At 65.4% G+C, this 23,632-nt stretch carries 20 protein-coding genes; 10 read left to right on the forward strand and 10 right to left on the reverse strand.

The window, feature by feature from the left end:
- Positions 1-12: 12 nt before the first annotated feature.
- From K414_RS0110970 to K414_RS0110980, 3 genes are read left to right on the forward strand one after another with little or no spacing between them, the layout of a single operon-like run.
- Positions 13-1,224, forward strand: a complete 1,212-nt coding sequence (locus K414_RS0110970; protein ID WP_027495994.1) for a CoA transferase — start codon at positions 13-15, stop codon at positions 1,222-1,224.
- Entirely contained in the window at positions 1,225-2,148 is a 924-nt protein-coding gene (locus K414_RS0110975) for a hydroxymethylglutaryl-CoA lyase (RefSeq protein ID WP_027495995.1), read from the forward strand.
- Positions 2,145-3,134, forward strand: coding sequence for a D-glycerate dehydrogenase (locus tag K414_RS0110980; protein WP_027495996.1), 990 nt, complete (start codon positions 2,145-2,147; stop codon positions 3,132-3,134). Before K414_RS0110975 ends, K414_RS0110980 begins: the two co-directional genes overlap by 4 nt.
- Here the strand turns inward: K414_RS0110980 and K414_RS0110985 are convergent.
- Both K414_RS0110985 and K414_RS0110990 read right to left on the reverse strand, forming a co-directional pair.
- On the reverse strand, positions 3,122-3,895 hold the full coding sequence (locus tag K414_RS0110985; RefSeq protein ID WP_027495997.1) for an IclR family transcriptional regulator: 774 nt from the start codon (positions 3,893-3,895) through the stop codon (positions 3,122-3,124). The genes K414_RS0110980 and K414_RS0110985 overlap by 13 nt on opposite strands.
- Complete coding sequence (locus K414_RS0110990; RefSeq protein ID WP_027495998.1) at positions 3,892-4,500, reverse strand: TMEM175 family protein; 609 nt, start codon at positions 4,498-4,500, stop codon at positions 3,892-3,894. The genes K414_RS0110985 and K414_RS0110990 overlap by 4 nt, the downstream gene beginning before the upstream one ends.
- A gap of 60 nt (positions 4,501-4,560) precedes the next feature.
- On the opposite strand from K414_RS0110990, the gene K414_RS0110995 reads away from it, so the two are divergent.
- Positions 4,561-5,967 (forward strand): APC family permease, encoded by a 1,407-nt coding sequence (locus K414_RS0110995; RefSeq protein ID WP_027495999.1) that lies wholly within the window; start codon positions 4,561-4,563, stop codon positions 5,965-5,967.
- A 5-nt stretch (positions 5,968-5,972) separates the two neighbouring features.
- On the opposite strand, the gene K414_RS0111000 is transcribed toward K414_RS0110995, so the two are convergent.
- Positions 5,973-7,403, reverse strand: a complete 1,431-nt coding sequence (locus K414_RS0111000; RefSeq protein WP_027496000.1) for an NAD(P)/FAD-dependent oxidoreductase — start codon at positions 7,401-7,403, stop codon at positions 5,973-5,975.
- 29 nt (positions 7,404-7,432) lie between these two features.
- On the opposite strand from K414_RS0111000, the gene K414_RS0111005 reads away from it, so the two are divergent.
- Positions 7,433-8,191 carry an SDR family oxidoreductase gene (locus tag K414_RS0111005; protein WP_027496001.1) on the forward strand — a complete coding sequence of 253 codons (759 nt, stop codon included), beginning with the start codon at positions 7,433-7,435 and terminating at the stop codon, positions 8,189-8,191.
- Positions 8,192-8,292: 101 nt separating this feature from the next.
- Here the strand turns inward: K414_RS0111005 and K414_RS0111010 are convergent, their stop codons facing one another.
- Genes K414_RS0111010 through K414_RS0111020 form a run of 3 tightly spaced genes read right to left on the reverse strand, consistent with a single transcriptional unit; the run spans position 8,293 to position 10,572 of the window.
- Entirely contained in the window at positions 8,293-8,538 is a 246-nt protein-coding gene (locus tag K414_RS0111010; RefSeq protein ID WP_027496002.1) for a DUF2630 family protein, read from the reverse strand.
- A gap of 16 nt (positions 8,539-8,554) precedes the next feature.
- Entirely contained in the window at positions 8,555-9,811 is a 1,257-nt protein-coding gene (locus K414_RS0111015; RefSeq protein ID WP_051365053.1) for a hypothetical protein, read from the reverse strand.
- A complete protein-coding gene (locus K414_RS0111020) occupies positions 9,808-10,572 on the reverse strand; it encodes a crotonase/enoyl-CoA hydratase family protein (RefSeq protein WP_027496004.1) in 765 nt (254 codons plus the stop codon). The genes K414_RS0111015 and K414_RS0111020 overlap by 4 nt, the downstream gene beginning before the upstream one ends.
- A gap of 60 nt (positions 10,573-10,632) precedes the next feature.
- Between K414_RS0111020 and K414_RS0111025 the strand changes: the two genes are divergently transcribed.
- A complete protein-coding gene (locus tag K414_RS0111025; protein ID WP_027496005.1) occupies positions 10,633-11,235 on the forward strand; it encodes a TetR/AcrR family transcriptional regulator in 603 nt (200 codons plus the stop codon).
- Complete coding sequence (locus K414_RS0111030; RefSeq protein ID WP_027496006.1) at positions 11,222-12,838, forward strand: acyl-CoA dehydrogenase family protein; 1,617 nt, start codon at positions 11,222-11,224, stop codon at positions 12,836-12,838. Before K414_RS0111025 ends, K414_RS0111030 begins: the two co-directional genes overlap by 14 nt.
- Before the next feature lie 65 nt (positions 12,839-12,903).
- Here K414_RS0111030 and K414_RS0111035 read toward each other — a convergent pair whose 3' ends face one another.
- Both K414_RS0111035 and pgi read right to left on the reverse strand, forming a co-directional pair.
- A complete protein-coding gene (locus K414_RS0111035; protein WP_027496007.1) occupies positions 12,904-13,872 on the reverse strand; it encodes a type IV toxin-antitoxin system AbiEi family antitoxin domain-containing protein in 969 nt (322 codons plus the stop codon).
- Between the two features lie 138 nt (positions 13,873-14,010).
- The gene (pgi, locus tag K414_RS0111040; protein WP_027496008.1) at positions 14,011-15,660 is read right to left on the reverse strand and encodes a glucose-6-phosphate isomerase; all 1,650 of its coding nucleotides are present in this window, start codon (positions 15,658-15,660) and stop codon (positions 14,011-14,013) included.
- Between the two features lie 83 nt (positions 15,661-15,743).
- Between pgi and K414_RS0111045 the strand changes: the two genes are divergently transcribed.
- Positions 15,744-17,195, forward strand: coding sequence for an NAD-dependent succinate-semialdehyde dehydrogenase (locus K414_RS0111045; RefSeq protein ID WP_027496009.1), 1,452 nt, complete (start codon positions 15,744-15,746; stop codon positions 17,193-17,195).
- A 44-nt stretch (positions 17,196-17,239) separates the two neighbouring features.
- On the opposite strand, the gene K414_RS0111050 is transcribed toward K414_RS0111045, so the two are convergent.
- Positions 17,240-17,530 (reverse strand): chorismate mutase, encoded by a 291-nt coding sequence (locus tag K414_RS0111050; protein WP_027496010.1) that lies wholly within the window; start codon positions 17,528-17,530, stop codon positions 17,240-17,242.
- Between the two features lie 328 nt (positions 17,531-17,858).
- Here K414_RS0111050 and pcrA point away from each other — a divergent pair, with 328 nt between their 5' ends.
- On the forward strand, positions 17,859-20,348 hold the full coding sequence (gene pcrA, locus K414_RS0111055) for a DNA helicase PcrA (protein ID WP_027496011.1): 2,490 nt from the start codon (positions 17,859-17,861) through the stop codon (positions 20,346-20,348).
- A 74-nt stretch (positions 20,349-20,422) separates the two neighbouring features.
- Here pcrA and K414_RS0111060 read toward each other — a convergent pair whose 3' ends face one another.
- Positions 20,423-21,427, reverse strand: coding sequence for a M23 family metallopeptidase (locus tag K414_RS0111060; RefSeq protein WP_027496012.1), 1,005 nt, complete (start codon positions 21,425-21,427; stop codon positions 20,423-20,425).
- 232 nt (positions 21,428-21,659) lie between these two features.
- On the opposite strand from K414_RS0111060, the gene K414_RS0111065 reads away from it, so the two are divergent.
- Positions 21,660-23,522, forward strand: a complete 1,863-nt coding sequence (locus tag K414_RS0111065) for a hypothetical protein (protein WP_152530403.1) — start codon at positions 21,660-21,662, stop codon at positions 23,520-23,522.
- The last annotated feature ends 110 nt before the right edge of the window (positions 23,523-23,632 follow it).

Raw genomic sequence — 23,632 nt, forward strand, 5'->3', positions numbered from 1 at the left:
GAAAGGAACACAATGGCATTGCCGCTCAGTGGAGTTCGAGTTCTCGAACTCGGCAACTACATCGCCGCACCCACGGCGGCCAGGATGCTCGCCGATTTCGGTGCCGAGGTGATCAAGGTCGAAAGGCCGGGTACCGGCGACGAATTGCGCAATTGGCGGCTGTATTCCGGTACGACGTCGATGCTGTACCGCACGATCAACCGGAACAAGAAGTCGATCGTGCTGGACCTGCGCACCGAGCAGGGCCGTAAGGATGTCGTCGACCTCGCCGCGCACTGCGACATCGTGCTCGAGAACTTCCGACCCGGCACACTCGAGAAGTGGGGGATCTCGCCCGAGGTTCTCAGTGCCGCCAATCCGGAGCTGATCATCACGCGTATCTCTGCATTCGGGCAAACCGGTCCGATGTCGCAGCGACCCGGATTTGCCGCTGTGGCAGAGGCGTACGGCGGTTTCCGCAACCTCGTCGGTGATCCGGACAGGCCGCCGGTGCGGGTCGGTGTGTCGATCGGTGACTCGATCGCCGGTCTCTATGCGGCGTTCGGATGTGTCATGGCGTTGTTCCAACGACAGACGCAGCGTGCAGCAGAGACATCGGACCCGTTGTCGCTCGAACAGCGTTCCATCGACGTGGCCTTGAACGAATCCATCCTGTCGATGATGGAGTCTCTGATCCCGGATTATCTGGCGTACGGCGTCGAACGCGAACGGACGGGCGGCCGGATGGAGGGCATCGCGCCCTCGAATGCGTACCCGTGCAACGACGGTCACTCGATCATCATCGCCGGTAACGGCGACGCCATCTTCCAGCGTTACATGGAGACCATCGACCGTCCCGATCTGGGAGCCGATCCGGACCTGGCGACCAACGCCGGCCGGTGGCGTCGCCGGGACGAGCTGGACGCCGCGATCTCGGCCTGGACCGGATTGCGTTCGCGCGCCGAGGCATTGAAGATACTCGATGCCGCGGGGGTGCCGTCGGGTCCGATCTACACCGCCGCGGACATCGTCGCCGACGAACAGTACGCGGCCCGCAACATGATTCAGCACTTTCCGGTCGACACCGGCCAGGAAGAGCCCACCGACGTCGGGTTCGTCGGAGTCGTCCCGGTGATCGGTGACGCATCCCTGCCGATCCGTTCGGTCGGGCCGGATCTGGGCGAGCACACCAGAGAAGTACTGTCGACGCTGCTCGGCCGGACCGACGAAGAGATGGGCCTGTAGATGTACGGTTTCACCCCCACCGCGGAGCTACGCGACGTCACGATGCGCGACGGACTGCAGCTCACCGGCAAGATGCTCTCCACCGAACGCAAACTCGAGATCGTCAGGGCCCTCATCGAACTCGGCGTGCCGGCCCTCGAGATCGGTTCGATGGCACGCGGCGACAAAGTGCCGCCCATGGCCAACACCCTCGAGGTCATCGGCGAGCTGACCGCCGAGGAACTCGAGCGATGCTGGGTGTGGGTCGCCACTCCACGCCACGTCGAGAAGGCCGCTGCTGCAGGCGCTCGCAACTTCCAGTACTGCTTCTCCGCGTCGGACTCGCACAACCAGGCCAACATCGGGCGCACCACCGAGGTATCGCTGGCCGCGATGCCCGATGCCGTCGACATCACCCGCTCGGTGGGCGGACAGATCGAGCTGTGTATCGCAACGTCGTTCACCTGTCCTTTCGAGGGACAGGTACCGCCCGATCGGGTCATCGAGATCGCCAACGACGAACGAGCCACGGGCGCAACGGATATTGTCATCTGCGACACCCTCGGACAGGCAGTACCGGTTCAGGTGTCGTCGCTGATCTCACGGGTGCGCGCGGAAACGCCGGATCGCCGGGTGGTGTTCCACGGTCACGACACCTGGGGTCTGGGCGTCGCGAACACTCTGGCCGCCATCTCGGCCGGAGCCGCGATGGTCGACGGTTCGCTCGGCGGACTGGGCGGCTGCCCCTTCGCCCCCGGTGCCAGTGGGAACACCTCGTCCGAGGACATTCTCTTCGCGACGAGGCCGGACTGGTTCGAGCCGAAGACGCTGGCACGCATGGTCTCTCTGTCGGAGGGCCTGCTGGCCGAACTGGAGGAGCCCATGCGATCGAAAACCGTGCAGGGTGCCAGGTCCGAGGCGCACGTGTTCGAGTGGGTCGTATGAGCCGCATTCTCGTCACATCGGAAATCCCGGCTCCCGGAATGGACATTCTGCGGGCCGCCGGCGAGGTCGACCTCCGCGAGCTGGACCACGAGCAACTTCTCGACGCCTGCGCATCGGGTACGTATTCCGTGGTCGTCTCGCAGTTGCGCGACCGGTTCGACGCGGAACTTCTCGCTACGGCGTCGATCACCGGGATCTCCAACTACGCCGTCGGATTCGACAACATCGACATCGCGGCCGCCACACGCCACGGAATCACCGCCGCGAACACTCCAGGTGTGCTGACGGATTCGACCGCAGACATCGCGATGCTCCTCATTCTGTCCACGGCCCGCCGCGCGGTCGAGGCCGATGCCTTCGTTCGGTCCGGATCCTTCACCGGGTGGGAGCCCGAACTGCTGCTGGGCAGCGATGTCTCGGGCCGTGTGCTCGGCCTTGCCGGTTTCGGCCGGATCGCGCGGGCCACCGCTCGGCGGGCACTGGGTTTCGGCATGACGGTGAAGTTCTGCCCCCGGCCGCCCGGCGACCGCGAGGTCTCCGACGACGAACTCGGTGAGTTCGCCGGCCGCGTCGAACATGCGGCGTGGGACGAGATCGTCGCAACGAGTGACTTTCTGTCGCTGCACGTCCCGTTGTCGGACTCCACCCGGCATCTGGTCGATGCTGCCGTGTTCGAGGCCATGAAGCCGTCGGCGATTTTGATCAATACCGCGCGTGGGCCAGTGGTCGACGAGGCAGCGCTGGTGATTGCTCTACGTGAGAAATCGATCGCTGCAGCAGGATTGGACGTCTACGAACGCGAACCTGCGCTCGAACCGGGCCTGGCCGAACTGTCCAATACCGTGCTCCTACCGCACGTGGGCAGCGCGACGGTCTCGGTGCGCTCGGAGATGGCGCGCCTGTGCGCCACCAATGCCGTGGCGATGCTGCGCGGTGAGCTCCCGCCGCACCCGGTCAATCCCGAGGCCTGGGGTCAGGCAGGGTAGCGGCCGCCGAGGGTCCGGGTGATCTGTTCGGCATGCGAGATCAGCAGGTCCACCCAGGCCTCGCACTGCGACTGCGGCATCCGTAATGTCGGGCCGCTGATGGTGACGGCACCGACGATGTCCGAGGCCGAATCGAACACCGGAGCGGACAGCCCCGATGCGCCGGTTTCGCGCTCACCGGTGGTGATCGCGTAGCCGTGGGACCTTGTCTGCGCCAACAGTTCCCGCATCGTCTCGGCCTCGGTCACCGTCTGCTCGGTCAACGATTCGAGTTCGCGGGACAGAACACGCTCGGCCAGTTCCGAGTCCCAGGCCAGCAGGACACGGCTGGCCGATCCTGCGCTGAGCGGAATGACCTTGCCGACGTACATGTCTCGTCGCAACGCATGCCGCGTCTCGGCAATGGCCACGCACACGCGGTAGTTCTGCTCGGGCCGAAAGAAGCACGCTGTCTCGGTCGTCAGATCGCGCATGTCCTTGAGGATCGGGTTGACGACCGACAACACGTCGAGATCCTTGGTCGCCGTTGCGGCCCAGTACGCCATCCGCACCCCGATGCGGATGCGATCGCCGACTCGATCCAGAAAGCCCTGTTGAACCAGGTTGGTGACCAGACGCTGCACCGTCGAGGTGGGCAGCCCGGTGCTCTGCTGAATCTCGCCCAGCGTCATGGCCGGGCGATCGAACGAGAACACATCGAGAATCTCGGTGATCTTGCCCAGCACGAGAAGCGGCTGCTGCTTCGGTGAATTCTCGGTCACTCGACCAATCTACGTGTAGTGCGTCGATCGGCGAAGTGGTTGATCGGCTTGGCCAGCAGCAGGATCAGCAGTGACCACAGGCCGAGTGGTGTGAACGCCAGACCGAACGCGATCAGGATCAACGCCGAGCCGACGGCGCCGGTGCGGACTCGTTCCACGTCGCGAGAGTCAGCGGCCACGATCGACGGGTGCCGCGAGACGACGACGTCCGCGACGAACATGGCGATGACGGAGACAGCGATTGTGGCGACGTACAGCGTCGACGAACTCGAGTCGTATCCGTTCTTCTCGGCGATCAGCTTCGTCGGAAAGGGGAGGAACACGATGGACAGTAGCCACACGAAATTGATCCACATCAGTGCAGGTGTGTAGCCGATCAGATTTCGGAAGACGCGGTGGTGGCTGAGCCATTGAGTGAAGATCACCAGAAAGCTCAGGACGAATGCATAGAATTCCACACCGTGCTCACGAAAGACGTCCACGAAGCTGTCGCTCCGGCCAGGGTCGGCCAACTCGACGAGCGGTAGAACCAACAGCGTGGCCGCGATGGCTACCACGGCATCGCTGAAATTGACCAGTCTCTCGAAACCGCGTTGATATTCCATGTCAGCCCATCTCGTATTCCATGTCAGCATTGTGCTCCCAGTACGGGTAGCGTCCCAACGATGTCCGAGCGACGTACTCTGACCACCGGGCGAGTGGTGTTTCTGGTGGTTGCTGCCGCAGCACCGATGGCGGCCATGATCGGTAATGTGCCACTGGCATTGATTCGCGGGAACGGGGCTGGGTTGCCTGCCGCGTACGCGATCAGTTCAGTTGTGCTGCTGTGCTTCTCGGTGGGGTTCGCGGCGATCGCACAGCAGGTGTACAGCACCGGGGCGTTCTACACCTACATCGGTCTTGCGTTGGGTAAACCGCCGGGAATTGCTGCCGCATATGTCGCAGTTGTCGCGTATACGGCACTCGCGTGCGGGCTTTCGGGAGCATTCGGCTATTTCACCCATTTGGTCTTCGCCGATTCGGGCATCGATATTCCGTGGTACGTCTTCACCGGCGTTGCCGTGGTGATCGTGGCAATTCTCGGGTTTCGAAATGCCGACCTCTCGGCCAAGGTCTTGGGGACATTGATGGTGCTGGAGTTCGCTTTTCTGGTGGTGTTCGACGGCTTGGTCGTCGTGCAGAAGGGTGCTGCCGCAGTGCCACTGGAGTCGTTCACACCCACTCAGGTGTTCTCCGGTTCGCTCGGTATCGCCATGATGTTCGCCTTCTCGAGCTTCATCGGGTTCGAATCCGCAGCGTTGTACGGGGAGGAGACCAAGGACCCGCGGCGAAGTATCCCGCGTGCGACGTTCATTGCGGTGTCGATCATCGCGGTCTTCTACGTCACGACGAGCTGGATCGTCGTCGGTGCGGCAGGCGGCGTCGACGCTCCGGCGCTGGCCCAGACCGAACTGGGCAACCTACTGTTCACGCTGGCGCGTGAGTACGGCGGAACAGTGCTGTACGACGGAACCGCAGTGCTGCTGTGCACCAGCGTGCTCGCGTCGTATCTGGCGGTGCACAACGCCGCCAGTCGTTATCTGTTCGCGCTGGGGCGTGAGCGGGTACTTCCGGTGTGGCTCGGCCGAATTCACCCGCGGCACGCGAGCCCGCATATCGGGAGCATCACCGCATCGGTGGTGGCAGCGGTATCGCTGACGGGCTTCGCGGTGGCCGGTGCCGACCCCTACCTGAGCTACGCGGCCGGTGCCATCGGCCTCGGCACTCTGGGTGTCATTGCGCTGCAGGCCGCCGCGGCACTGTCGGTGGTCGTGTTCTTCATCGGCCATCCCGATCGATCCGTGTGGCGCACCGCGATTGCCCCGGGCATCGGATTTCTCGGGTTCACGACCGGATTGATCCTCGCCGGAACGCATTACAGCGTGCTCACCGGATCCGATTCTGCCGTCGTCAACGCGGTACCGGTGGTGTTGATCCTCGCAGCGATCCTCGGGGTCCTGGTGGCTCTACGCCTGAGGCGAACCGACCCGACAACCTACGCAGGCATAGCTGCGGCATATGCGCGGAGCTGAACCTGTCACCGGCGCGATTCGAGTAGTCGGAGCCAGATTTCGCTGACAGTCGGGTACGACGGCACCGCATGCCACAGATCGTCGAGCGATACCTTCCCGACCACGGCAACGGTGGCCGCGTGCACCAATTCCGCCACCCCCGGCCCGACGAAGGTCGCCCCGACGAGAGTGTCGGTGGCCCTGTCGATCACCAACTGCGCACGACCCGAGTAGTCGTCCTGCTGTAGGGAGGAACCCGCGACGGCGATGTCCTGGGCCGCGATCTCGACGTCGATACCGGCTTCGCGCGCCTTGGCCTCGGTGAGCCCGACCGAGGCGACCTCGAGGGGCGTGAACACGACCTGGGGAATCTGTCCGTGGTCGGCGGTGGCGCGAAACTTCCTGTGATCGAGCGGCTTTCCCTCGGCCCGGGCGGCGATGACGTCACCGGCCACCCGTCCCTGATACTTGCCCATGTGCGTCAACGGTGCCCGGCCGTTGAGATCGCCGACGGCATAGAGCCAGTCGTGGTCTCCCACAGTGAGGTGGTCGTCGACGTCGACGTATCTGCCGTCGGGAAGACCGACGGAGGACAGTCCCAGATCCGAGCTCGCCGGGGAGCGGCCCGCCGCGACCAGCACCTCGTCCACGACGAGGTCCTCGCCGCCGACTGTGAGAGTGACCGGACCACCGTGGATTCGGCCGACGCCGGTGTCAGCGGGATCTTGCCGCGACACGGCCGTCAGGGACGCGTCGAGCATGATCGTTGCGCCGCGTTGTTTCAGTGCATCGGCGACGAGTTGTCCGGCGAACGGCTCAGAGCCGGCCAACAGGGACGAGCCGCGCACGATCATCGTGACTTTCGCCCCGAGGGACAGCAGCCACGTCGCTGCCTCGCTTGCCACGACACCGCCGCCGATGATGGCCACGTGGCCGGGGGTCTCGTGAATGTTCGTGGCGTCACGGGAGATCCACGGCCGGGCGTCGCGAAGACCAGGCGTGTTCGGTACCGACGCGGTCGTGCCGGTAGCCAGAACCACCGCGTGCCGAGCTGTGAGCGTTCTGCCGTCGACGTCGACGGTCTTGACCCCGCTGAGCCGTCCGTGGCCACGGATCACCGAGATGCCCGCGGACTCGGCCCACGACACCTGCGACGAGTCGTCAAGGCCGTGAGTGAAGGATTCGCGTCGGGCCAATACGGCGTCGGCGTCGAGGGGCTGATCGCCGACCAGTTCTTTCACACCCGGCATGTTTCGGGCGGTATCGAGCACCTCGCTCGGCCGCAGGAGCGCCTTGCTGGGCATGCATGCCCAGTACGAGCATTCGCCGCCGACGAGTTCGTGTTCGACGATGGCGGCGGTGCGGCTGCTGCCTTGTATCGCGTACTGCGCGGCATTCTCACCGACGGGTCCTCCGCCGATGACGATCACATCGAATTCCGAGCTCTCTGGGGCCATTGCTCCACAGTGACATAGGCTCCCCGCTTATGGCGACCACTCGGAGCAAGATTCTGATCACCGGCGCGAGTTCAGGACTGGGCGAGGAGATGGCGCATCGATTCGCGGCCATGGGCCGTGATCTCGCGCTCTGTGCGCGACGGGTCGAGCGGCTCGACGAGCTCCGTTCCGAACTGATGACGCAGCATCCCGGGATCACCGTGGCGGTACGCGCCCTCGACGTCACCGATCACGATGCCGTGGTGACGGTGTTCGGCGAACTGCGCGACGAGTTGGGCGGCCTGGATCGAGTTGTCGTCAATGCCGGACTCGGCAAGGGTGCGAAAATCGGATCCGGTCGTGCGGACGCCAATCTGCAGACCGCGCGCACCAATTTCGTCGGTGCGCTGTCGCAGGCCGAGGCTGCGTTGGCGATATTCCGGGCCCAGAAGCACGGGCACCTGGTGTTCGTCTCGTCCATCAGCGCCGATCGGGGTCTGCCCGGTGCCAAGGCGACCTACTCGGCCAGCAAAGCGGCGGTGGCCTCTCTGGGAGAATCGTTGGCCACTGAGCTGGCTCGCACCGACATCGTCGTCACGACGCTGCTGCCGGGCTTCATCGCCACCGACATGTCGGCCGGCGCAGGTGACAGTGCTGCTCTCACAGCCACTCTGGACGAGGGCGTCACCGCGATGGTCCGGGCCATCGAAAGCGAAACGCGCCGCGCCGCGCTGCCCGGCCTGAAATGGCGAGGCATCGACGCGGCGCTGCGGTTCCTGCCGAACGTGCTGACGGATCGAATGGTCTGAGCGCAGGACTGGAGCTTGGGGAATGACCCGGTTACTGCAGGAGTGGAGCCTGCGGAATGACCCGGTTACTGCAGGAGTGGAGCCTGCGGAATGGCCGGACGTTACTGCAGGTATCCCTCGACCTGGTTGACGCTGTTGGCCGTCGCGGAGTCGGGGTCCTTGCCTGCGTCGATGCGTGCGCGGCGCTGCCGGAGCAGGTCCCAGCACTGATCGAGAGCGTGTTCGAGTGACGCGAGCTGCGCCTTTTCGGTGTCGGGGTCGATCTCCCCGGCCTGGGTGTCGGTGCGCAGCTTGTGCTCGGTGGCGATCAGCTGCTGAATCTTGGTGTGGATATCGTGCTCGTTCATGGCTGCAACGGTAGACCTACCAGGGTGTACCGGCCAGGTTTCGCCGCGCCAGAGCGCGGTGCACCGCTGCGGTGAGCTCTGCCGCCGATCCGACCAGCGCGTCGTCGGTGCACACCAGGGAGAGTGTGTAGCGCCCGTCCATCCGGGACAGGTAGGTCGACAGCCTGATCGTCGACAGCGGGATCGGTCCCGTCGGTGCGGGGTGGATCGCGCGGGTGGCCAGACCGCAGGATCGATGCGGCCCGAGGGTCGTCAGCGCATGCGGAATGTCGCCGATGTTGGAGCACAACACTTCTCCGCGCCCCGGCGTCGAGGTCAACTTCGCCGCAAGGCGGTGGGGGAGCAGTTGGACAACCTCGGGCGGGTACCCCGCGGGGGCTCCGACGGGCGCGGCGAAGGCAGCTTTGCACGCCGCGCGCACTGCCGTCGGCGAATCGTCTCCGCGAACGTCGACGGTGGCCATCCCGATCGAGTTCGCGTCGCCGGATCCGGTGCGGAAGGGGATGTCGACGGTCACCGTGGGTGAGCCGAGTTCTGCCATGGTCGCGGCGACGACGCACACGAACAACGAATTGGGTGAGCCGCCACCGAGCTCGGCAGCCGAATCCCACTGCGCTGCATCGACGTCCACGACCACCGAGGAGGCCCGTCGAACACGGTGGGGGCGTGTGCGATTCGAGTCGGATGCCGTGAATGCGCGCAGCTCGGCCCGAGCCTTCGCACTCACCCACAGTCGAGCGGTCGCGACGATCGACCGCACGAGCACGGTGACGATCATGCGCAGAGCGTCCGCTGCGTCCGAACCGGGGGAGGCGATCGGTTCGGTTTCTACCGAGCCCGAAAACGACTGTGCGGCAGCGTCGATGAGCCCACGGGCATCGGCGAGCGCATGCGAGCACACCAGCGATACGACGGTACCGCCGCCGGCCAGCGGAGCTGCCGTCAACCGCCACCCCGGTCCGTATTGCGGATCCAACTGCACATCGGCCTGGTGGTCGGCCCACTCGATGGCGTCGTCGACCGGCTCGGAGGCGACCGTCAGCGGCAGCGAGGTGGAACAGACGTCCCATCGGAGCCGGGCACCGGGGATGCGAGGCACGCCGACCTGTCGACCCAGCTGCCCGCGTGCGAGCGCAGCGTGTACCCGTTCGAGTTCGTCCTGGGTCACCGACTCGGCAGTACGCCAAATACCCTGCAGTGCAATCGGTGTGCCGTACCCGCGATGTGTGCGGAGAAAGATCTCGTCGATCACCGACAGGCGGGTCGAGATCACGGACTGGGGGTACCGTGTCGCCCCGCGCCCGAGGCGAACCGACTCGCTCCGGTGAGCGCGTCGGCGGTGATCGAGATGGCACCGTGCCGAAACTCGTTCTTCAGCGCGGCTTCCTCGTCGAGGCCGTCCTGCTCGAGGACGGACAGCCGGTCCTCGCGCATGCAGGTCTGGGGCAGCAACGCCAGTTCGGCGGCCAGCGCCTCGGCCTCGGATCGGGCACGGCCGACCGGAACCACTCGGGTGATCAGGCCGATGTCCAACGCCTCCTGGGCGGCCACGGCGCGTCCGGTGAGAATCATGTCCATCGCTCGTCCGGTGCCGATGATGCGCGGCAGTCGCACTGTGCCGCCGTCGATCAGAGGCACGCCCCAGCGCCGACAGAACACGCCGAACGTGGCGTCGTCCTCCGCGATGCGTAGGTCGCACCACAGGGCGAGTTCGAGCCCACCCGCGACGGCGTATCCCGACACCGCGGCGATGACCGGCTTGGACAACCGCATTCGCGTCGGGCCCATCGGACCGTCGCCGTGTTCGGTCGCGTGGTTCGACCTGGGTGTGCCGAGCGCCTTCAGGTCGGCACCCGAGCAGAAGGTCCCTCCTTCGCCCCACAACACGGCGACCGACGCGGATTCGTCGGCATCGAATTCCTCGAAGGCCTGGGTGAGTTCCTGAGCAGTGGGCCCGTCGACGGCGTTGCGAGCCTCCGGGCGTGAGAGGACCACGGTGGTGACGGGGCCTGATCGTTCGATCCGTACCGGCATGGTTACGAACCTACTCGAGTCCCCTTGCGTGAAGCACTGAATCAGTGCTTCAATCCTTCAATGCCCTACCGGCGAACACCCGCAGTGCAGGCCCGGCTCGATGCCGGCCGAACGAAACTGCTTGCTGCCGCCGTCGAGGTCCTGTCCACCAAGGGATACGCCGGCCTGTCGGTGGCCTCGGTCGCCGCTGCCGCCGGCGTGTCCGCGGGCAGCGTCTACACGCACTTCGACGGCAAATCCGACCTGGTCGTCGAGATCTTCCGGCAGGTCTGCACCCGAGAAGTGGCTGCGGTGGTCGCCGTCGCCGCACACGGCAGCACATCCGAGCGAGTCGCCGCGGTGGTGCAGACCTTCGCCGGGCGGGCCCTGAAGAACCGCACGATGGCCTACGCGCTGCTCGCCGAACCGGTCGATCCAGCAGTGGACGCCGAGCGGTTGGTGTTCCGGCGCAAATTCACCGCTGCGTTCGCCGACGCGATCGTGGCAGGAATCGCGGCCGGGGAAATTCCCGATCAGGACGCGGCGATCTCGGCCGCCGGCCTCGTGGGTGCCGTCGGCGAAGTGCTGGTCGGTCCGTTGTCCTCGCACGAGTCCGTGGACGTAGTCCCCGGTCTCGTCGCTTATTCGTTGCGTGCGTTAGGAGTTCGAGATGAACACACATGAGGTCTTCAATCAGGCGACCGACCTGACGCCCTACGACGTGTCCGACGACGCCTCGCTGCTGGACGGTCTCGACCGAGCCGGCGGCGGCTGGGCGCGCGAGGAGGTGCGTCAATTGGGCGCTCTCGCAGGCGGAGTCGAGGCCCAGGAGTGGGGCAGGCTCGCGAACGAGAACCCACCGGTGCTCAGAACACACGATCGGTACGGCCATCGCGTCGACGAGGTCGAATTCCACCCGCACTGGCATGATCTGATGACCGTCGCGGTGCAGCACGGACTGCATGCCAGCCCGTGGACGGACGATCGAGTGGGTGCGCACGTGGCCCGCGCCGCGAAATTCTACGTATGGGGACAGGCCGAAGCAGGCCACATGTGCCCGATCTCGATGACCTACGCCGTCGTACCCGCATTGCGGCACAACCCCTCTCTCGCCGCGCAGTTCGAACCTCTGCTCGCGTCCCGGGAATACGATTTCGGGCTGCGCGAGCCGTCTAGCAAACGCGGCTTGATCGCCGGTATGTCGATGACGGAGAAGCAAGGCGGCTCGGACGTTCGCGCCAACACCACCACGGCCACCCCGTCGTCGGACGGCACCTATTCGATCGTCGGCCACAAGTGGTTCACGTCTGCGCCGATGTCGGACATGTTCCTGACGTTGGCCCAGGCACCCGGCGGGCTCTCGTGCTTCATGTTGCCGCGGGTGCTGCCCGACGGCACCCGTAACCGAATGATGCTGCAGCGCTTGAAGGACAAGCTCGGCAACAAGTCCAACGCCTCGGGAGAACTGGAATACGACGGTGCGACCGGCTGGCTCGTCGGCGAGGAGGGCCGCGGGGTGCGCACCATCATCGAGATGGTGAACATGACCAGATTGGACTGCGTCATCGGCTCTGCTGCCGGTATCCGCAATGCCACCGTCCGCGCGGTGCATCACGCACGTCACCGAGCTGCCTTCGGTGCGCAACTGATCGATCAGCCTCTGATGCGAAACGTGTTGACAGACTTGACCATCGAATCCGAAGCGGCGACCGCCGCCATGATTCGCCTGGCACAGGCCACCGACGGCTCCGCCCGCGGCGACGAGCAGGAGAGTGCGCTACGCCGAATTGCGTTGGCCATCACCAAGTACTGGGTGTGCAAACGCGCACCAGCACACGCGGCCGAAGCACTCGAATGTCTCGGTGGCAACGGTTATGTCGAGGAATCGGGCATGCCTCGGTTGTTCCGCGAATCGCCATTGATGTCGATCTGGGAAGGGTCGGGCAACGTCGCCGCACTCGATTCCCTGCGTGCCTTGGCCCGTCAACCCGACAGCGTCGAGGCGTTCTTCGGTGAGATCGGCAAGGCGTCGGGTGTGGACTCTCGACTGGACGACGCCATCGCCCGCGTCGGGAAAGAACTCTCCGACACCTCCGACATGGAATACCGCGCCCGCCGCGTCGTCGAACTGATGGCACTGACCTTCCAAGGTGCGCAGCTGGTGATGCACGGAAACCCCGCAGTGGCCGACGCCTTCTGCGCGAGCCGACTCGACCGAGACTGGGGCATTGCCTTCGGCACCCTGCCCGTCGGAGTCGATACCTCAGCTGTGTTGGGTCGGGTGTGACGATTTGGCTCGTGTCCTGCGGATCAGCTCCCCACATTCGTAAATGTGACGCCGATCGGAGTCAGTTATCCGAAACTGGGGAGCTGATCCGCCGCCATCCTCTGGTCGCCGAACCATCCGCTGGGTGCCGGTAGCGCAGCTGCGCGGGCGAAGGCCTGCTCGAAGCGGCGAAGCAGTGCTCGGGGATCGTCGAGTTCTCGCCAGTTCCACCGCACGATGACCCAACCCAGTTCGCGAAGTCGGTCCTCGCGATACTTCTCATCCAGCAGAACGCGTTTCGAGTCGTACTTCGATTCACCGTCGAATTCGCCGATGACACCCAGCTCCCAGAACAGGAAGTCGACTCTTCCCACGAAGCGGCCGGCTCCGTCGTGCACCCATTGGTTGAGCAGAGGTGTGGGGAGCGGGAGGGTTTCGAACAGCACTCGGCTGCGCGATTCGCCGACGCTCTCACTGCGCCCGTTTATAAGAGACACCGCGCGTCGGGCGGCCGCGATGCCGGTTCGGAATCGGGCGGATTCGACCGCGTGGGCCAGCGTGTCCGAGTCCGTGTGGCCGGATCTCAGTGCACTGTCGCCGACGCATACCGATCGATCCACACTGCTGGTTCGAGCGATGTCCACGACCGTTCGAGCCGCGGTGGTGACCGGGTAGCCGTTGATGGTTGTGCGTTCGGCGGGGTTCAATGTAGTCCCGTGGAGAATTCGGAGCGGGCGACGCTTGCTCGCGTAATCGAGACCGTGTGTCATGTGCACCTTGTCGAGCGGCAGCTGCCAGACGTCGAAGCCCCAGGCGATGGCCGCCGAGACGTGGCTGAGCACTTCGTCCGCCGGTGCGGACATCAGATACGACCGCGCCAGCAGGAAATGACGTTCGGTCGGGCTGGCCTCGTCCATCAGCGTGGTAGGCACATAGAAGCCCGGTCGCAGCACCGACAATTCACCGGCGCGGCGCAGCCTTTTAAGGTCGTCGTCGGTCAACCCGAAGGTAAGTGCGTCAGCTCTGGTGAACAGGTCGGTGTGAGGTAGGTCCATGGATGCTTGGACGCGCCGACCGTCGATTCGGATCCGTATGCAGCGAAAAAGCTCCCCAGTTTCGGATATCCGACGCCGATCGGAGGCATAAATCCGAAACTGGGGAGCTGATCTGCGTCCCGGCCGGCACCGACCGACCTACTTCGCGCGACCCCGCTGATCGCGGTACCAGCGCACCAGGGCGTCGGTCGACGAATCCGATTGCACGGCAGGGGCTTCGGAATCGGTGAGCACCGGTGTCAGTTCGAGTGCCTGGGTCTTGCCGAGTTCGACGCCCCACTGGTCGTAGGAGTCGACGCCCCAGATTACGCCTTCGACGAAGACCTGGTGTTCGTACAGGGCGATCAACTGTCCGACGACGGACGGGGTGAGTTTGGGGGCGAGGATCGAGGTGGACGGCCGATTGCCGGGCATCACCTTGTGCGGCACCACATCTGCGGGTGTGTCCTCGGCGGCGATTTCCTCGGCGGTCTTGCCGAAGGCGAGCACCTTGGTCTGGGCGAAGAAGTTGCTCATCAGCAGATCATGCATCGAGCCGGTGCCGTCGCGGGTGGGCAGATCGTCGGTGGGCTCGGCGAATCCGATGAAGTCCGCAGGCACCAAACGTGTTCCCTGGTGCAGCAATTGGTAGAAGGCATGCTGGCCGTTGGTGCCCGGCTCGCCCCAGAAGATCTCGCCGGTCGGCGTGGTGACGGGAGAACCGTCGGCTTTGACGGACTTGCCGTTGGACTCCATGGTCAGCTGCTGCAGGTAAGCCGCGAAACGGGAGAGGTCATTCGAATACGGCAGCACCGCACGGGTTTCCGCACCGAAGAACGAGCTGTACCACAGGCCGATGAGGCCGAGCAGAACCGGTGCGTTCTCGGCGAGAGGCGTCGACCGGAAGTGCTCGTCGATCCGATGGAAACCGTCGAGGAATTCGGCGAATGCCTCTTTGCCGACAACGGCCATGACCGACAGTCCGATTGCCGAGTCCACGGAATAGCGTCCGCCCACCCAGTCCCAGAAGCCGAACATGTTGGCGGTGTCGATGCCGAAGTCCGCGACGCGTTCGGCGTTGGTGGACACGGCGACGAAGTGCTTGGCGACGGCGTCCTCACCGAGCGCGTCGACGAGCCAGCGTCGGGCGGCGGTGGCGTTCGTCAGCGTTTCGAGAGTGGAGAACGTCTTGGAGGCGATGATGAACAGCGTCGATGCCGGGTCGAGTCCGTCGAGTGCGCCGACGAGATCGGCGGGGTCGACGTTGGAGACGAACTTCGCCGAGATCCCCGCGTCGGCGTAGTGACGGAGTGCGTTGTAGACCATGACCGGGCCCAGATCGGATCCACCGATACCGATGTTGACGACGGTGGAGATCTTCTCGCCGGTGGCACCGACCCATTCGCCCGAACGCACGCGATCGGTGAATTCGCCCATGGCCGTGAGGACTTCGTGTACATCGGCGACGACGTCCTGGCCGTCGACGGTCAACGACGCGTCGGCGGGAAGGCGCAGCGCGGTGTGCAGAACAGCGCGATCCTCGGAGGTGTTGATGTGTTCGCCTGCGAACATGGCGTCGCGCTTGCCTTCGACGTCTGCGGTGCGGGCCAGTTCGATCAGCAGGGCGAGAGTCTCGCTGGTGACGCGGTGCTTGCTGTAGTCGATGTGAAGATCCGCGGCGGCGAGGGTGAAGGTGCGCCCTCGGTCGGCGTCATCGGCGAACAGAGTTCGGAGATGAGTATCGGCAATCTCGGAGTGGTGATCGGTCAGTTTCTGCCAGGCATCCGTGCCGGTGATATCGACGCTCATACGATCCAACAGTAATGCGGGCCGGTGCCGCGCGCGCGTCGTTTGTCGTTTGCGACGGGCACTGCGGAGGCATCATGGACGGTATGGACCAACGTGCATTGATCGAATCGATTCCGGCAAAACTGTGGATCGGCGGCAAGGCCGTCGACGCCGAGGGCGGTAAGACGTTCCCGGTGAACGATCCCGCTACAGGTAAGCCGTTGACCGACGTGGCCGACGCATCCCCGGCCGACGCGATGAAGGCCCTCGACGCGGCTGCTGCGGCGCAGAAGAGCTGGGCGGCAACACCTGCCCGCGAACGCAGTGAAATTCTTCGAGCGGCGTTCGAGAAGGTCACCGAACGTGCCGACGACATCGCGCTGCTGATGACCCTGGAGATGGGCAAGGCCCTTGCGGAGTCGAAGGCCGAGGTGAAATACGGTGCGGAGTTCTTCCGGTGGTTCGCCGAGGAAGCGGTGCGCATCGGTGGTCGCTACACCCCGGCCCCGGCGGGCAACGGCCGCATTCTCGTGACCAAGGCTCCGGTCGGCCCGGTACTGGCGATCACCCCGTGGAATTTCCCGTTGGCGATGGGCACCAGGAAGATCGGCCCTGCCCTGGCCGCCGGCTGCACAATCGTGGTCAAGCCGGCACGAGAGACCCCGCTGACGATGCTGCTGCTCGCGCAGATCTTCGACGAGGTGGGTCTACCGGAGGGCGTGCTCTCGGTGCTGACGACCTCGAAGTCCGGCGACGTCACCGGGCCGCTGCTCGAAGACCCGAGGCTCCGCAAACTCACCTTCACCGGATCCACCGGCGTCGGCAAATCGCTCGTCGAGAAGTCCGCGACGAGGTTGCTGCGGACGTCGATGGAACTCGGTGGCAATGCCCCGTTCGTCGTGTTCGACGACGCGAACATCGACGACGCGGTGGACGGCGCGATGCTGGCGAAGATGCGCAACGGCGGCGAGGCCTGCACGGCGGCGAACCGTCTGCACGTGCACAACAGCGTGCGTGAGGAATTCACCACCAAGTTGGTGGCGAAGATGTCCGAGATGAAGCTCGGACCCGGCGTCGACCCCGACACCAAGCTCGGACCGCTGATCAACGCAGACCAGCTCGAGACCGTGCAGGAGCTCGTCGACGATGCAGTGGAGAAGGGTGCGACGGTAGCGCTCGGCGGTAGCGCACCGGGTGGCGACGGCTACTTCTACCCGGCGACCGTGCTCACCGACATGCCGACGTCGGCCCGCATTCTGAAGGAAGAAGTGTTCGGCCCGGTGGCCCCGATCGTCGGATTCGACACCGAACAGGAAGGAATCGACGCAGCCAACGCCACCGAGTACGGATTGGCGTCGTACATCTACACCGAGAGCCTGGACCGTGCGCTCCGGGTGGCCGACGCGATCGACAGCGGCATGGTGGGTGTCAACCGCGGAGTGATCTCGGACGCGGCAGCACCGTTCGGTGGAGTCAAAGAATCCGGATTCGGCCGTGAGGGCGGATCCGAGGGAATCGAGGAATACCTCGAGACCAAGTACATCGCACTGAAGTAGAGCATCGGTTGGGCGTGCATCCTGCGCGCCCAACCGGGGTTCGATCAGTGGCCGAGGCGACCGCGGCCGAGGCGGAGCAGGAGCATGGCCAGCGTGTGGCCTTCCTGACCGAGGCTGCTGAAACGCTCGAGAACTTTCATCTCACGGCTGTGCACGAGGCGCGGGCCGCCGGACGCCATGCGGGTGCGTCCGATGATCTGCGAGACCTCGGAGCGACGCCGCACTGCCGCGAGAATCTCGGCGTCGAGACGATCGATCTCCTGACGCAGATCGTTGATCTCGGCTTCGCTGGAAGGCAATGCAGTCTCTGAATCGATCTTCGTCGTCATAGCCATCGTCTCTCCTCGGGTCACATCTTGGATCGTTGCGTCGTCCGGCACCGTTACGCCTTTCGTATTCGGAACTGCAGCGGCTGTCGGCTGGGTTTCGTCTCGAAGGACCGAGATCGACGAGATTCCCGCCGGGAAAGCTGGGGCGTTACGACTGTCGACAGGCTCCCGCTCGTCCGGCTGCGCAGTGGCCGATCCGACGCAAGCGATGACGCACGACTTTTTCGATCACCGATCCAGTGTGCCACGGGGTAACCGTCCTGAAAAGTCGGAGATGACGCCGACGACCACGGGATGTGGGTTTGTCGGTACGCGCCGGTAGCCTGGCCAGACGATGAACACATTCCTCCAGGGCCTCGAGTCCCGTAAGAACTCCTCGTCCGACGCGCTGCTGGAGGGGCTCAATCCTCAGCAGCGCGAGGCCGTCGTACATACGGGATCGCCGCTGCTCATCGTGGCCGGTGCAGGCTCGGGCAAGACAGCGGTGCTGACGCGTCGCATCGCATATCTGCTCGCGGAGCGGGGGGTGTCGCCGGGGCAGGTCCTGGCGATCACGTTCACCAACAAGGCCGCCGCCGAGATGCGCGAGCGAGTGGCAGGTCTGGTGGGGCCGCGGGCGAACGCCATGTGGGTGTCGACGTTCCACTCCAGCTGCGTGCGCATCCTGCGCGCCCAGGCGGCATTGTTGCCGGGATTGAACTCCAACTTCTCGATCTACGACGCGGACGACTCACGCCGGCTGCTGACGATGATCTCCAAAGACCTGCAGATCGACACCAAGAAGTTCTCGGCTCGTCTGCTCTCGACGGCGATCTCCAACCTCAAGAACGAGCTGATCGGCCCGGACAAGGCCGCCGAGGACGCCGACGGCGACCCTGCCGAGCTGCCCCGACTCGTCGCGAAGGTCTATCGCATCTATCAGCAGCGTCTGCGCGCAGCCAACGCCATGGACTTCGACGACCTCATCGGCGAAACGGTGGGAATTCTGCAGGCCTTCCCGCAGGTGGCGCAGTACTACCGACGCCGGTTCCGGCACGTACTGGTCGACGAGTACCAGGACACCAACCACGCCCAGTACATGCTGGTTCGCGAACTCGTCGGCACGCCCGATGCAGACGGCGCGCTCGAGGGCACCGTCGCGCCGGGTGAACTCTGCGTGGTGGGTGACGCCGATCAATCGATCTACGCATTCCGCGGCGCGACCATTCGCAACATCGAGGAGTTCGAACGCGACTACCCCGACGCTCGCACCATTCTGCTCGAGCAGAACTACCGATCGACGCAGAACATTCTGTCGGCGGCCAATGCCGTCATCTCGCGCAACATCGGACGACGCGAGAAGAAGTTGTGGACCGACACCGGTGAAGGCGAACTGATCGTCGGGTACGTCGCCGACAACGAGCACGACGAGGCGTCGTTCGTCGCGTCGGAAATCGATCGTCTCGTCGACAGCGGGGATGTGCGTTTCGACGAGGTGGCAGTGTTCTACCGGACGAACAACTCCTCGCGCGCGCTCGAAGAGATCTTCATTCGTCTGGGTCTGCCGTACAAAGTCGTCGGCGGCGTCCGGTTCTACGAGCGCAAGGAGGTCCGTGACCTCGTTGCGTACCTGCGCGTGCTGTCCAACGAAGACGACACCGTCAGCATGCGGCGCATCCTCAATACCCCCCGACGCGGCATCGGAGACCGCGCCGAGGCGTGTGTGGCCGTACACGCCGAGCAACGCGACATCAGCTTCTCGCGAGCGCTGCACGACGCCGCCGCGGGCAAGGTGGCGTTGCTCAACTCGCGGCAGCAGAAGTTGATCGCTCAGTTCATGGAACTACTCGACGAGTTGCGTGCCGTACTGACGGCCACCGACGGAGACGGCAACGACATCGCCGATATCGGCGATGTGGTCGAAGCAGTTCTGGACCGCACCGGCTATCGCGCCGAGCTCGAAGCCAGCAGCGACCCGCAGGACGGTACTCGCCTGGACAACCTCAACGAATTGGTCAGCGTCGCACGGGAGTTCACGTCCGAGGCGCGTAACCAGGCCGCAGTGGCGGAAGAGGCGCTCGAGACAGGTGACGACCGAAACGACGACGACGGCGGGGTCGACGGTCTGGCCGAGCCCGGTTCGTTGGCCGCGTTCCTCGAACGGGTTTCTCTGGTTGCCGATACCGATCAGATCCCCGACTCGGGCACCGGCGTCGTGACGTTGATGACGCTGCACACCGCCAAGGGGCTGGAATTTCCGGTCGTCTTCGTCACCGGGTGGGAGGACGGCCAGTTCCCGCACATGCGTGCGCTCGGTGATCCGAACGAGCTGTCCGAGGAACGACGGCTGGCGTACGTGGGCATCACTCGCGCGCGGCAGCGGCTCTATCTCACGCGCGCGATCATGAGGTCGGCGTGGGGTCAGCCCATCGCCAACCCGGAATCACGCTTCCTGCAAGAGGTTCCGCAACATCTGATCGACTGGCGTCGCGAAGACCCGGGCACCGGCGGCGGCCGCGCAATCGGCGGCGGTAGATCCGGCAGCTACGGATCGAACAGTTACGGCTCGGGCGGCGGTTACGGCTCGGGCAACTACGGCTCCGGTAGCTACGGCGGGTCGTCGAGTCGTGGCCAGAGTTCGTCTCCGAGCTTCGGTGCCGCGAAGGGCCGAAACTCCAATCTGGTTCTGGCCGTGGGTGATCGAGTCAGCCACGACAAGTATGGACTGGGTACGGTGCTCGAATCCACGGGTGCCGGAGTCAAGGCTATGGTGCTGATCGATTTCGGCTCGGCAGGTCGCGTCAAGATGATGCTCATCGGCGGCGTCCCGATGACCAAGCTGTAGAAAGTCCCGACAACGCGAAAGCCGGGCCCTGCGAAAGCGGGGTCCGGCTTTGTTGTGAAGCGGTGGAGAAGGACTCAGTCCATTTCGGGTCCGAGGGAGATTCCTCGGGACGCGAGCCAGGGGAGGGGATCGATCTTGACCTCACCCGGGAGATGAACCTCGAAGTGCAGGTGCGGGCCGGTGGAGAAGCCACGGTTGCCCATGGTTGCGATCTGGTCGCCGGCCATGACGTTCTGGCCCACAGTGACTGTCGAGGTGTCGATGTGGCCGTAAACCGTGATCGTGCCGTCGGCGTGCTGCAGGCGAACCCACATTCCGAAGCCCGACGCGGGACCGGAATCGATCACCTTGCCGTCGGCGACGGCGTAGATGGGGGTTCCGATGGCATTGGCGACGTCGACGCCGGCATGCAGGACGCCCCATCGAGTGCCGAAGTTGGAGGTGTACGTGCCCTGAGCCGGGAGGGAGAACAGCGGGCGACGGGCCGCGGCCTCGCGTGCGGCCCGCTCTTCGCTGAAACGCTGGCCCTTGGCGAGCAGGTCGTTGAACTGGCTGAGGTCGACCGGTGCGGCGACGCTGAGGATCTGCGGTGCCTGCGAGGGAGTTGCGCTCGAAGCGTCGGCTACCGGCTCGTCGGCCTGTGGTGCGGTGGTGGCTGCGAGTGCTGCGGCGGCCGGTGCTTCACCCGCGGCGAGTGCGTACTCGGAGGTGGCGACTGCGGTGGGTGCATCGTCGTTGATGACGGCTTGCCCTGCGGCAACGACGGCACCGGCGGCCACGGCCAGCACGGCGGCGCGACCCTTCAGTGCAGTCGGAGGAACGGGGATGCGATGTGCTCCGCCGCGACGAGCCACGGGTGCGGCGTCTGCGGTGGTTGCGTAGGTCGTGACGACGGTCGGTGTCTCGTCGGCTGCTACTGCACCGGCGAAATCGGCTTCGACGTACTCGTACGTGGGGTAGGAATAGGCCTCGTATGCACTCGGCTCGGTGGTGGGCTCGTAGCTGTACACCGTGGTCGCGTCGTCCGCCGTCGGGCGAGAGAATCGGCTGGAAGTAAAGGACGCGCGGTGCTGCTGCAAGACCTACAACCTCCGATATCTGTGACCTGGCCGTTACTGAAAGACTCGGCAGACGGTAACGAAATGGTTGCGGCGCGCGCAAGTTAACAGCCGAAACCAGGGCAATATGTGAGATGGCTCACAGGGTGACCAGGGTTTATGTGGTGACACGCCACATCCGTAATCGGACACGAATGCGGCACGCACCGTGACCGACGGCTGGGGACGCGACCGAGCCGATACCGTCCTACGGGTGCCGACCCCCACCTTCGACGACTCGTCCGCCCACGGCTCCGACCGAGCCGAACCGCAACGTATCGCGCCGCAGGATGCCCGCGGCGGCGTGGAGGATCATTCGCCCACGTCGCGCATCGTCGTCGCCGTCGTGCTCGCTGTCGTCGCCGCACTGTGTGCCGCTGCAGCTCCGTTGATCGGCGTCGCCCAGGCCGTCGACGGTTCGCCGGTGGGCGGCGGAGTCTCGTCGGCCGCTGTGCTGGCCGTTGCACTCCCGGTCGTGGTGGCGGTTGCCGGCGCCGTCAGTGCTGCGATGCGACGCGTCGAATTCGGTGCTGCGCTGCTCGCGGGCTTCGGCGCGGTGACGCTCGGAATCGCGATCCTCGATCTCGCTGTGCTGTCCGATCCGATCGATGCGAACCGGCTCGAGCTGTTCCGTCCCCTGAGCGCCGCGATGCTCGACGCCACCCTCGGCTCTCATGTTCTGCTCGCCGGTCACGCTGCGTCGGTTCTGGCGGGTGCGGCGGGGTGGTCGGCAGTGCATCGCGCAGCGCTCGGTGACGGGTACGGACATTCGGTCTACTCGGAGCACGTGGGACGGGCGACGGCGGGCCGGGTGGGTCCGATGTTGTCGATCCTGCTCGGAGCGTTCGGTGTCGTGGCCGTCGCAGCGGCATTCGCCTCGCTGTACCGGTCGGCCGATCCGGTGGTGATCGTCTCGGCGGTGGTGGAGTCGCCGGTGTTCGTGGCGGTGGGGTCCGCGGTGGTCGGGATCGGCGCACTCGTGGTCACCGCCTCGGCGTTGGCGTCGCTGTCGCCGGTGGTCGCGTCCGGTGCCGCCGTCGGTGCGGGTCTCGGGGTCCTCTCGTTCGCGGGTGTCGGTCTGCTCGCTGGAGTGGCTACCGGTGCTCGGATCGAGGCCGGCCTCGGGGCGTACCTCGGCACCGTTGCCGGGCTCGGATTGACCGTCGGAGGCGCTGTACTCGCACCTGTTGCCTCCGGCCGTGATCGCCGTGCTCTGGCGGCGGCGCGATCCGTCGCCGAGGGTGGTCGGGGTCCGCGCGGGGTCTCGGGGCCCGGCACCACGAGGTGGCATGCGGCAGCAGGCAGTGCGGGCGTAGTTGCCGGCGTACTGCTGGTGGTGGGGTCGCTGTTGCCGATTCTCGAGACCGACGCCGTGGGAACTGCGCCCACGATCCTGGCGACCCGCGTGGTGCTCATAGCGGGCTTCGTCTCGATTCTGGCCTCGGTGCCGCTGCTGTTCTCCGAGTTCGCTGCGGCGGCTCGTCCGTTCTTGTCCGTCTTCTGGCTCGCCGCGGTGTCGGCCGCGGCGGCCGTGTTGCAGTCGGTGGTGCTGGCCGAGGACCTCGCGGGCGTCGACACCGGGACGGGTGCTCTGCTGATCATCGCGGGCGTCGTGTTCGCGGCCGTCGCCGGACTGCTGGCCCTGTTCGCCGGATCGGCCGAGCGTGACGACGTCGACACGTCCGAGGATGCGGCCACTTACTTCCCGGTGCTGGGAACTGCGCTCGTCGGGGCCCTTCTACTGGCAGTCGGATTGGCCCTGCCCCTGTATCGAGGCAGCGATCTGACCGCGGCGACAATCACCGAGTTCCCGTGGGGTTGGGACACCTGGGGGCAGCTGCTGCTCGCTGTCGGCGTCGTCGTCGCCGCCCTCGTTGCTGCCCGGGCCCGCCCCGCGCGTGGCAGCGTTCTGCTCGTCGGTGCGGCCGCCGCGGGTGTCGTTCATCTCGCGTCGTGGCCACTGACGTCCGCTCGTGCAGCCGACCCGGAGATGGGACCCGGTGTGGTGCCATCGGTCGCCGGAATCGTCGTTCTCGGTGTCGCGGCGGCACTTTCGGCTCGTCGCACCGATCGGTGACGCCGGTTTCACTGCGGCCGCAGCGGTGAGATAGACCACATAGCATCCATGCGCCCGATGCGCCGTCGGGGCACCTGGATAAAGTCCATGCTCAGACCCGCTCACACCCC

Origin of the sequence: Rhodococcus sp. JG-3 (assembly GCF_000482405.1) — a bacterium.
Lineage (GTDB): Bacteria > Actinomycetota > Actinomycetes > Mycobacteriales > Mycobacteriaceae > Rhodococcoides > Rhodococcoides fascians.

Bases quoted from the DNA above. Each gene is read 5' to 3' on its own strand.
- K414_RS0111045 (WP_027496009.1), top strand. From the start codon at position 15,744: ATGGACCAACGTGCATTGATCGAATCGATTCCGGCAAAACTGTGGATC.
- K414_RS0110995 (WP_027495999.1), top strand. From the start codon at position 4,561: ATGTCCGAGCGACGTACTCTGACCACCGGGCGAGTGGTGTTTCTGGTG.
- K414_RS0111010 (WP_027496002.1), bottom strand. From the start codon at position 8,538: ATGAACGAGCACGATATCCACACCAAGATTCAGCAGCTGATCGCCACC.
- K414_RS0111005 (WP_027496001.1), top strand. From the start codon at position 7,433: ATGGCGACCACTCGGAGCAAGATTCTGATCACCGGCGCGAGTTCAGGA.
- K414_RS0111025 (WP_027496005.1), top strand. From the start codon at position 10,633: ATGCCCTACCGGCGAACACCCGCAGTGCAGGCCCGGCTCGATGCCGGC.
- pcrA (WP_027496011.1), top strand. From the start codon at position 17,859: ATGAACACATTCCTCCAGGGCCTCGAGTCCCGTAAGAACTCCTCGTCC.
- K414_RS0110990 (WP_027495998.1), bottom strand. From the start codon at position 4,500: ATGGAATATCAACGCGGTTTCGAGAGACTGGTCAATTTCAGCGATGCC.
- K414_RS0111050 (WP_027496010.1), bottom strand. From the start codon at position 17,530: ATGGCTATGACGACGAAGATCGATTCAGAGACTGCATTGCCTTCCAGC.
- pgi (WP_027496008.1), bottom strand. From the start codon at position 15,660: ATGAGCGTCGATATCACCGGCACGGATGCCTGGCAGAAACTGACCGAT.
- K414_RS0110980 (WP_027495996.1), top strand. From the start codon at position 2,145: ATGAGCCGCATTCTCGTCACATCGGAAATCCCGGCTCCCGGAATGGAC.
- K414_RS0111035 (WP_027496007.1), bottom strand. From the start codon at position 13,872: ATGGACCTACCTCACACCGACCTGTTCACCAGAGCTGACGCACTTACC.
- K414_RS0111020 (WP_027496004.1), bottom strand. From the start codon at position 10,572: ATGCCGGTACGGATCGAACGATCAGGCCCCGTCACCACCGTGGTCCTC.
- K414_RS0111000 (WP_027496000.1), bottom strand. From the start codon at position 7,403: ATGGCCCCAGAGAGCTCGGAATTCGATGTGATCGTCATCGGCGGAGGA.
- K414_RS0110970 (WP_027495994.1), top strand. From the start codon at position 13: ATGGCATTGCCGCTCAGTGGAGTTCGAGTTCTCGAACTCGGCAACTAC.
- K414_RS0110975 (WP_027495995.1), top strand. From the start codon at position 1,225: ATGTACGGTTTCACCCCCACCGCGGAGCTACGCGACGTCACGATGCGC.
- K414_RS0111030 (WP_027496006.1), top strand. From the start codon at position 11,222: ATGAACACACATGAGGTCTTCAATCAGGCGACCGACCTGACGCCCTAC.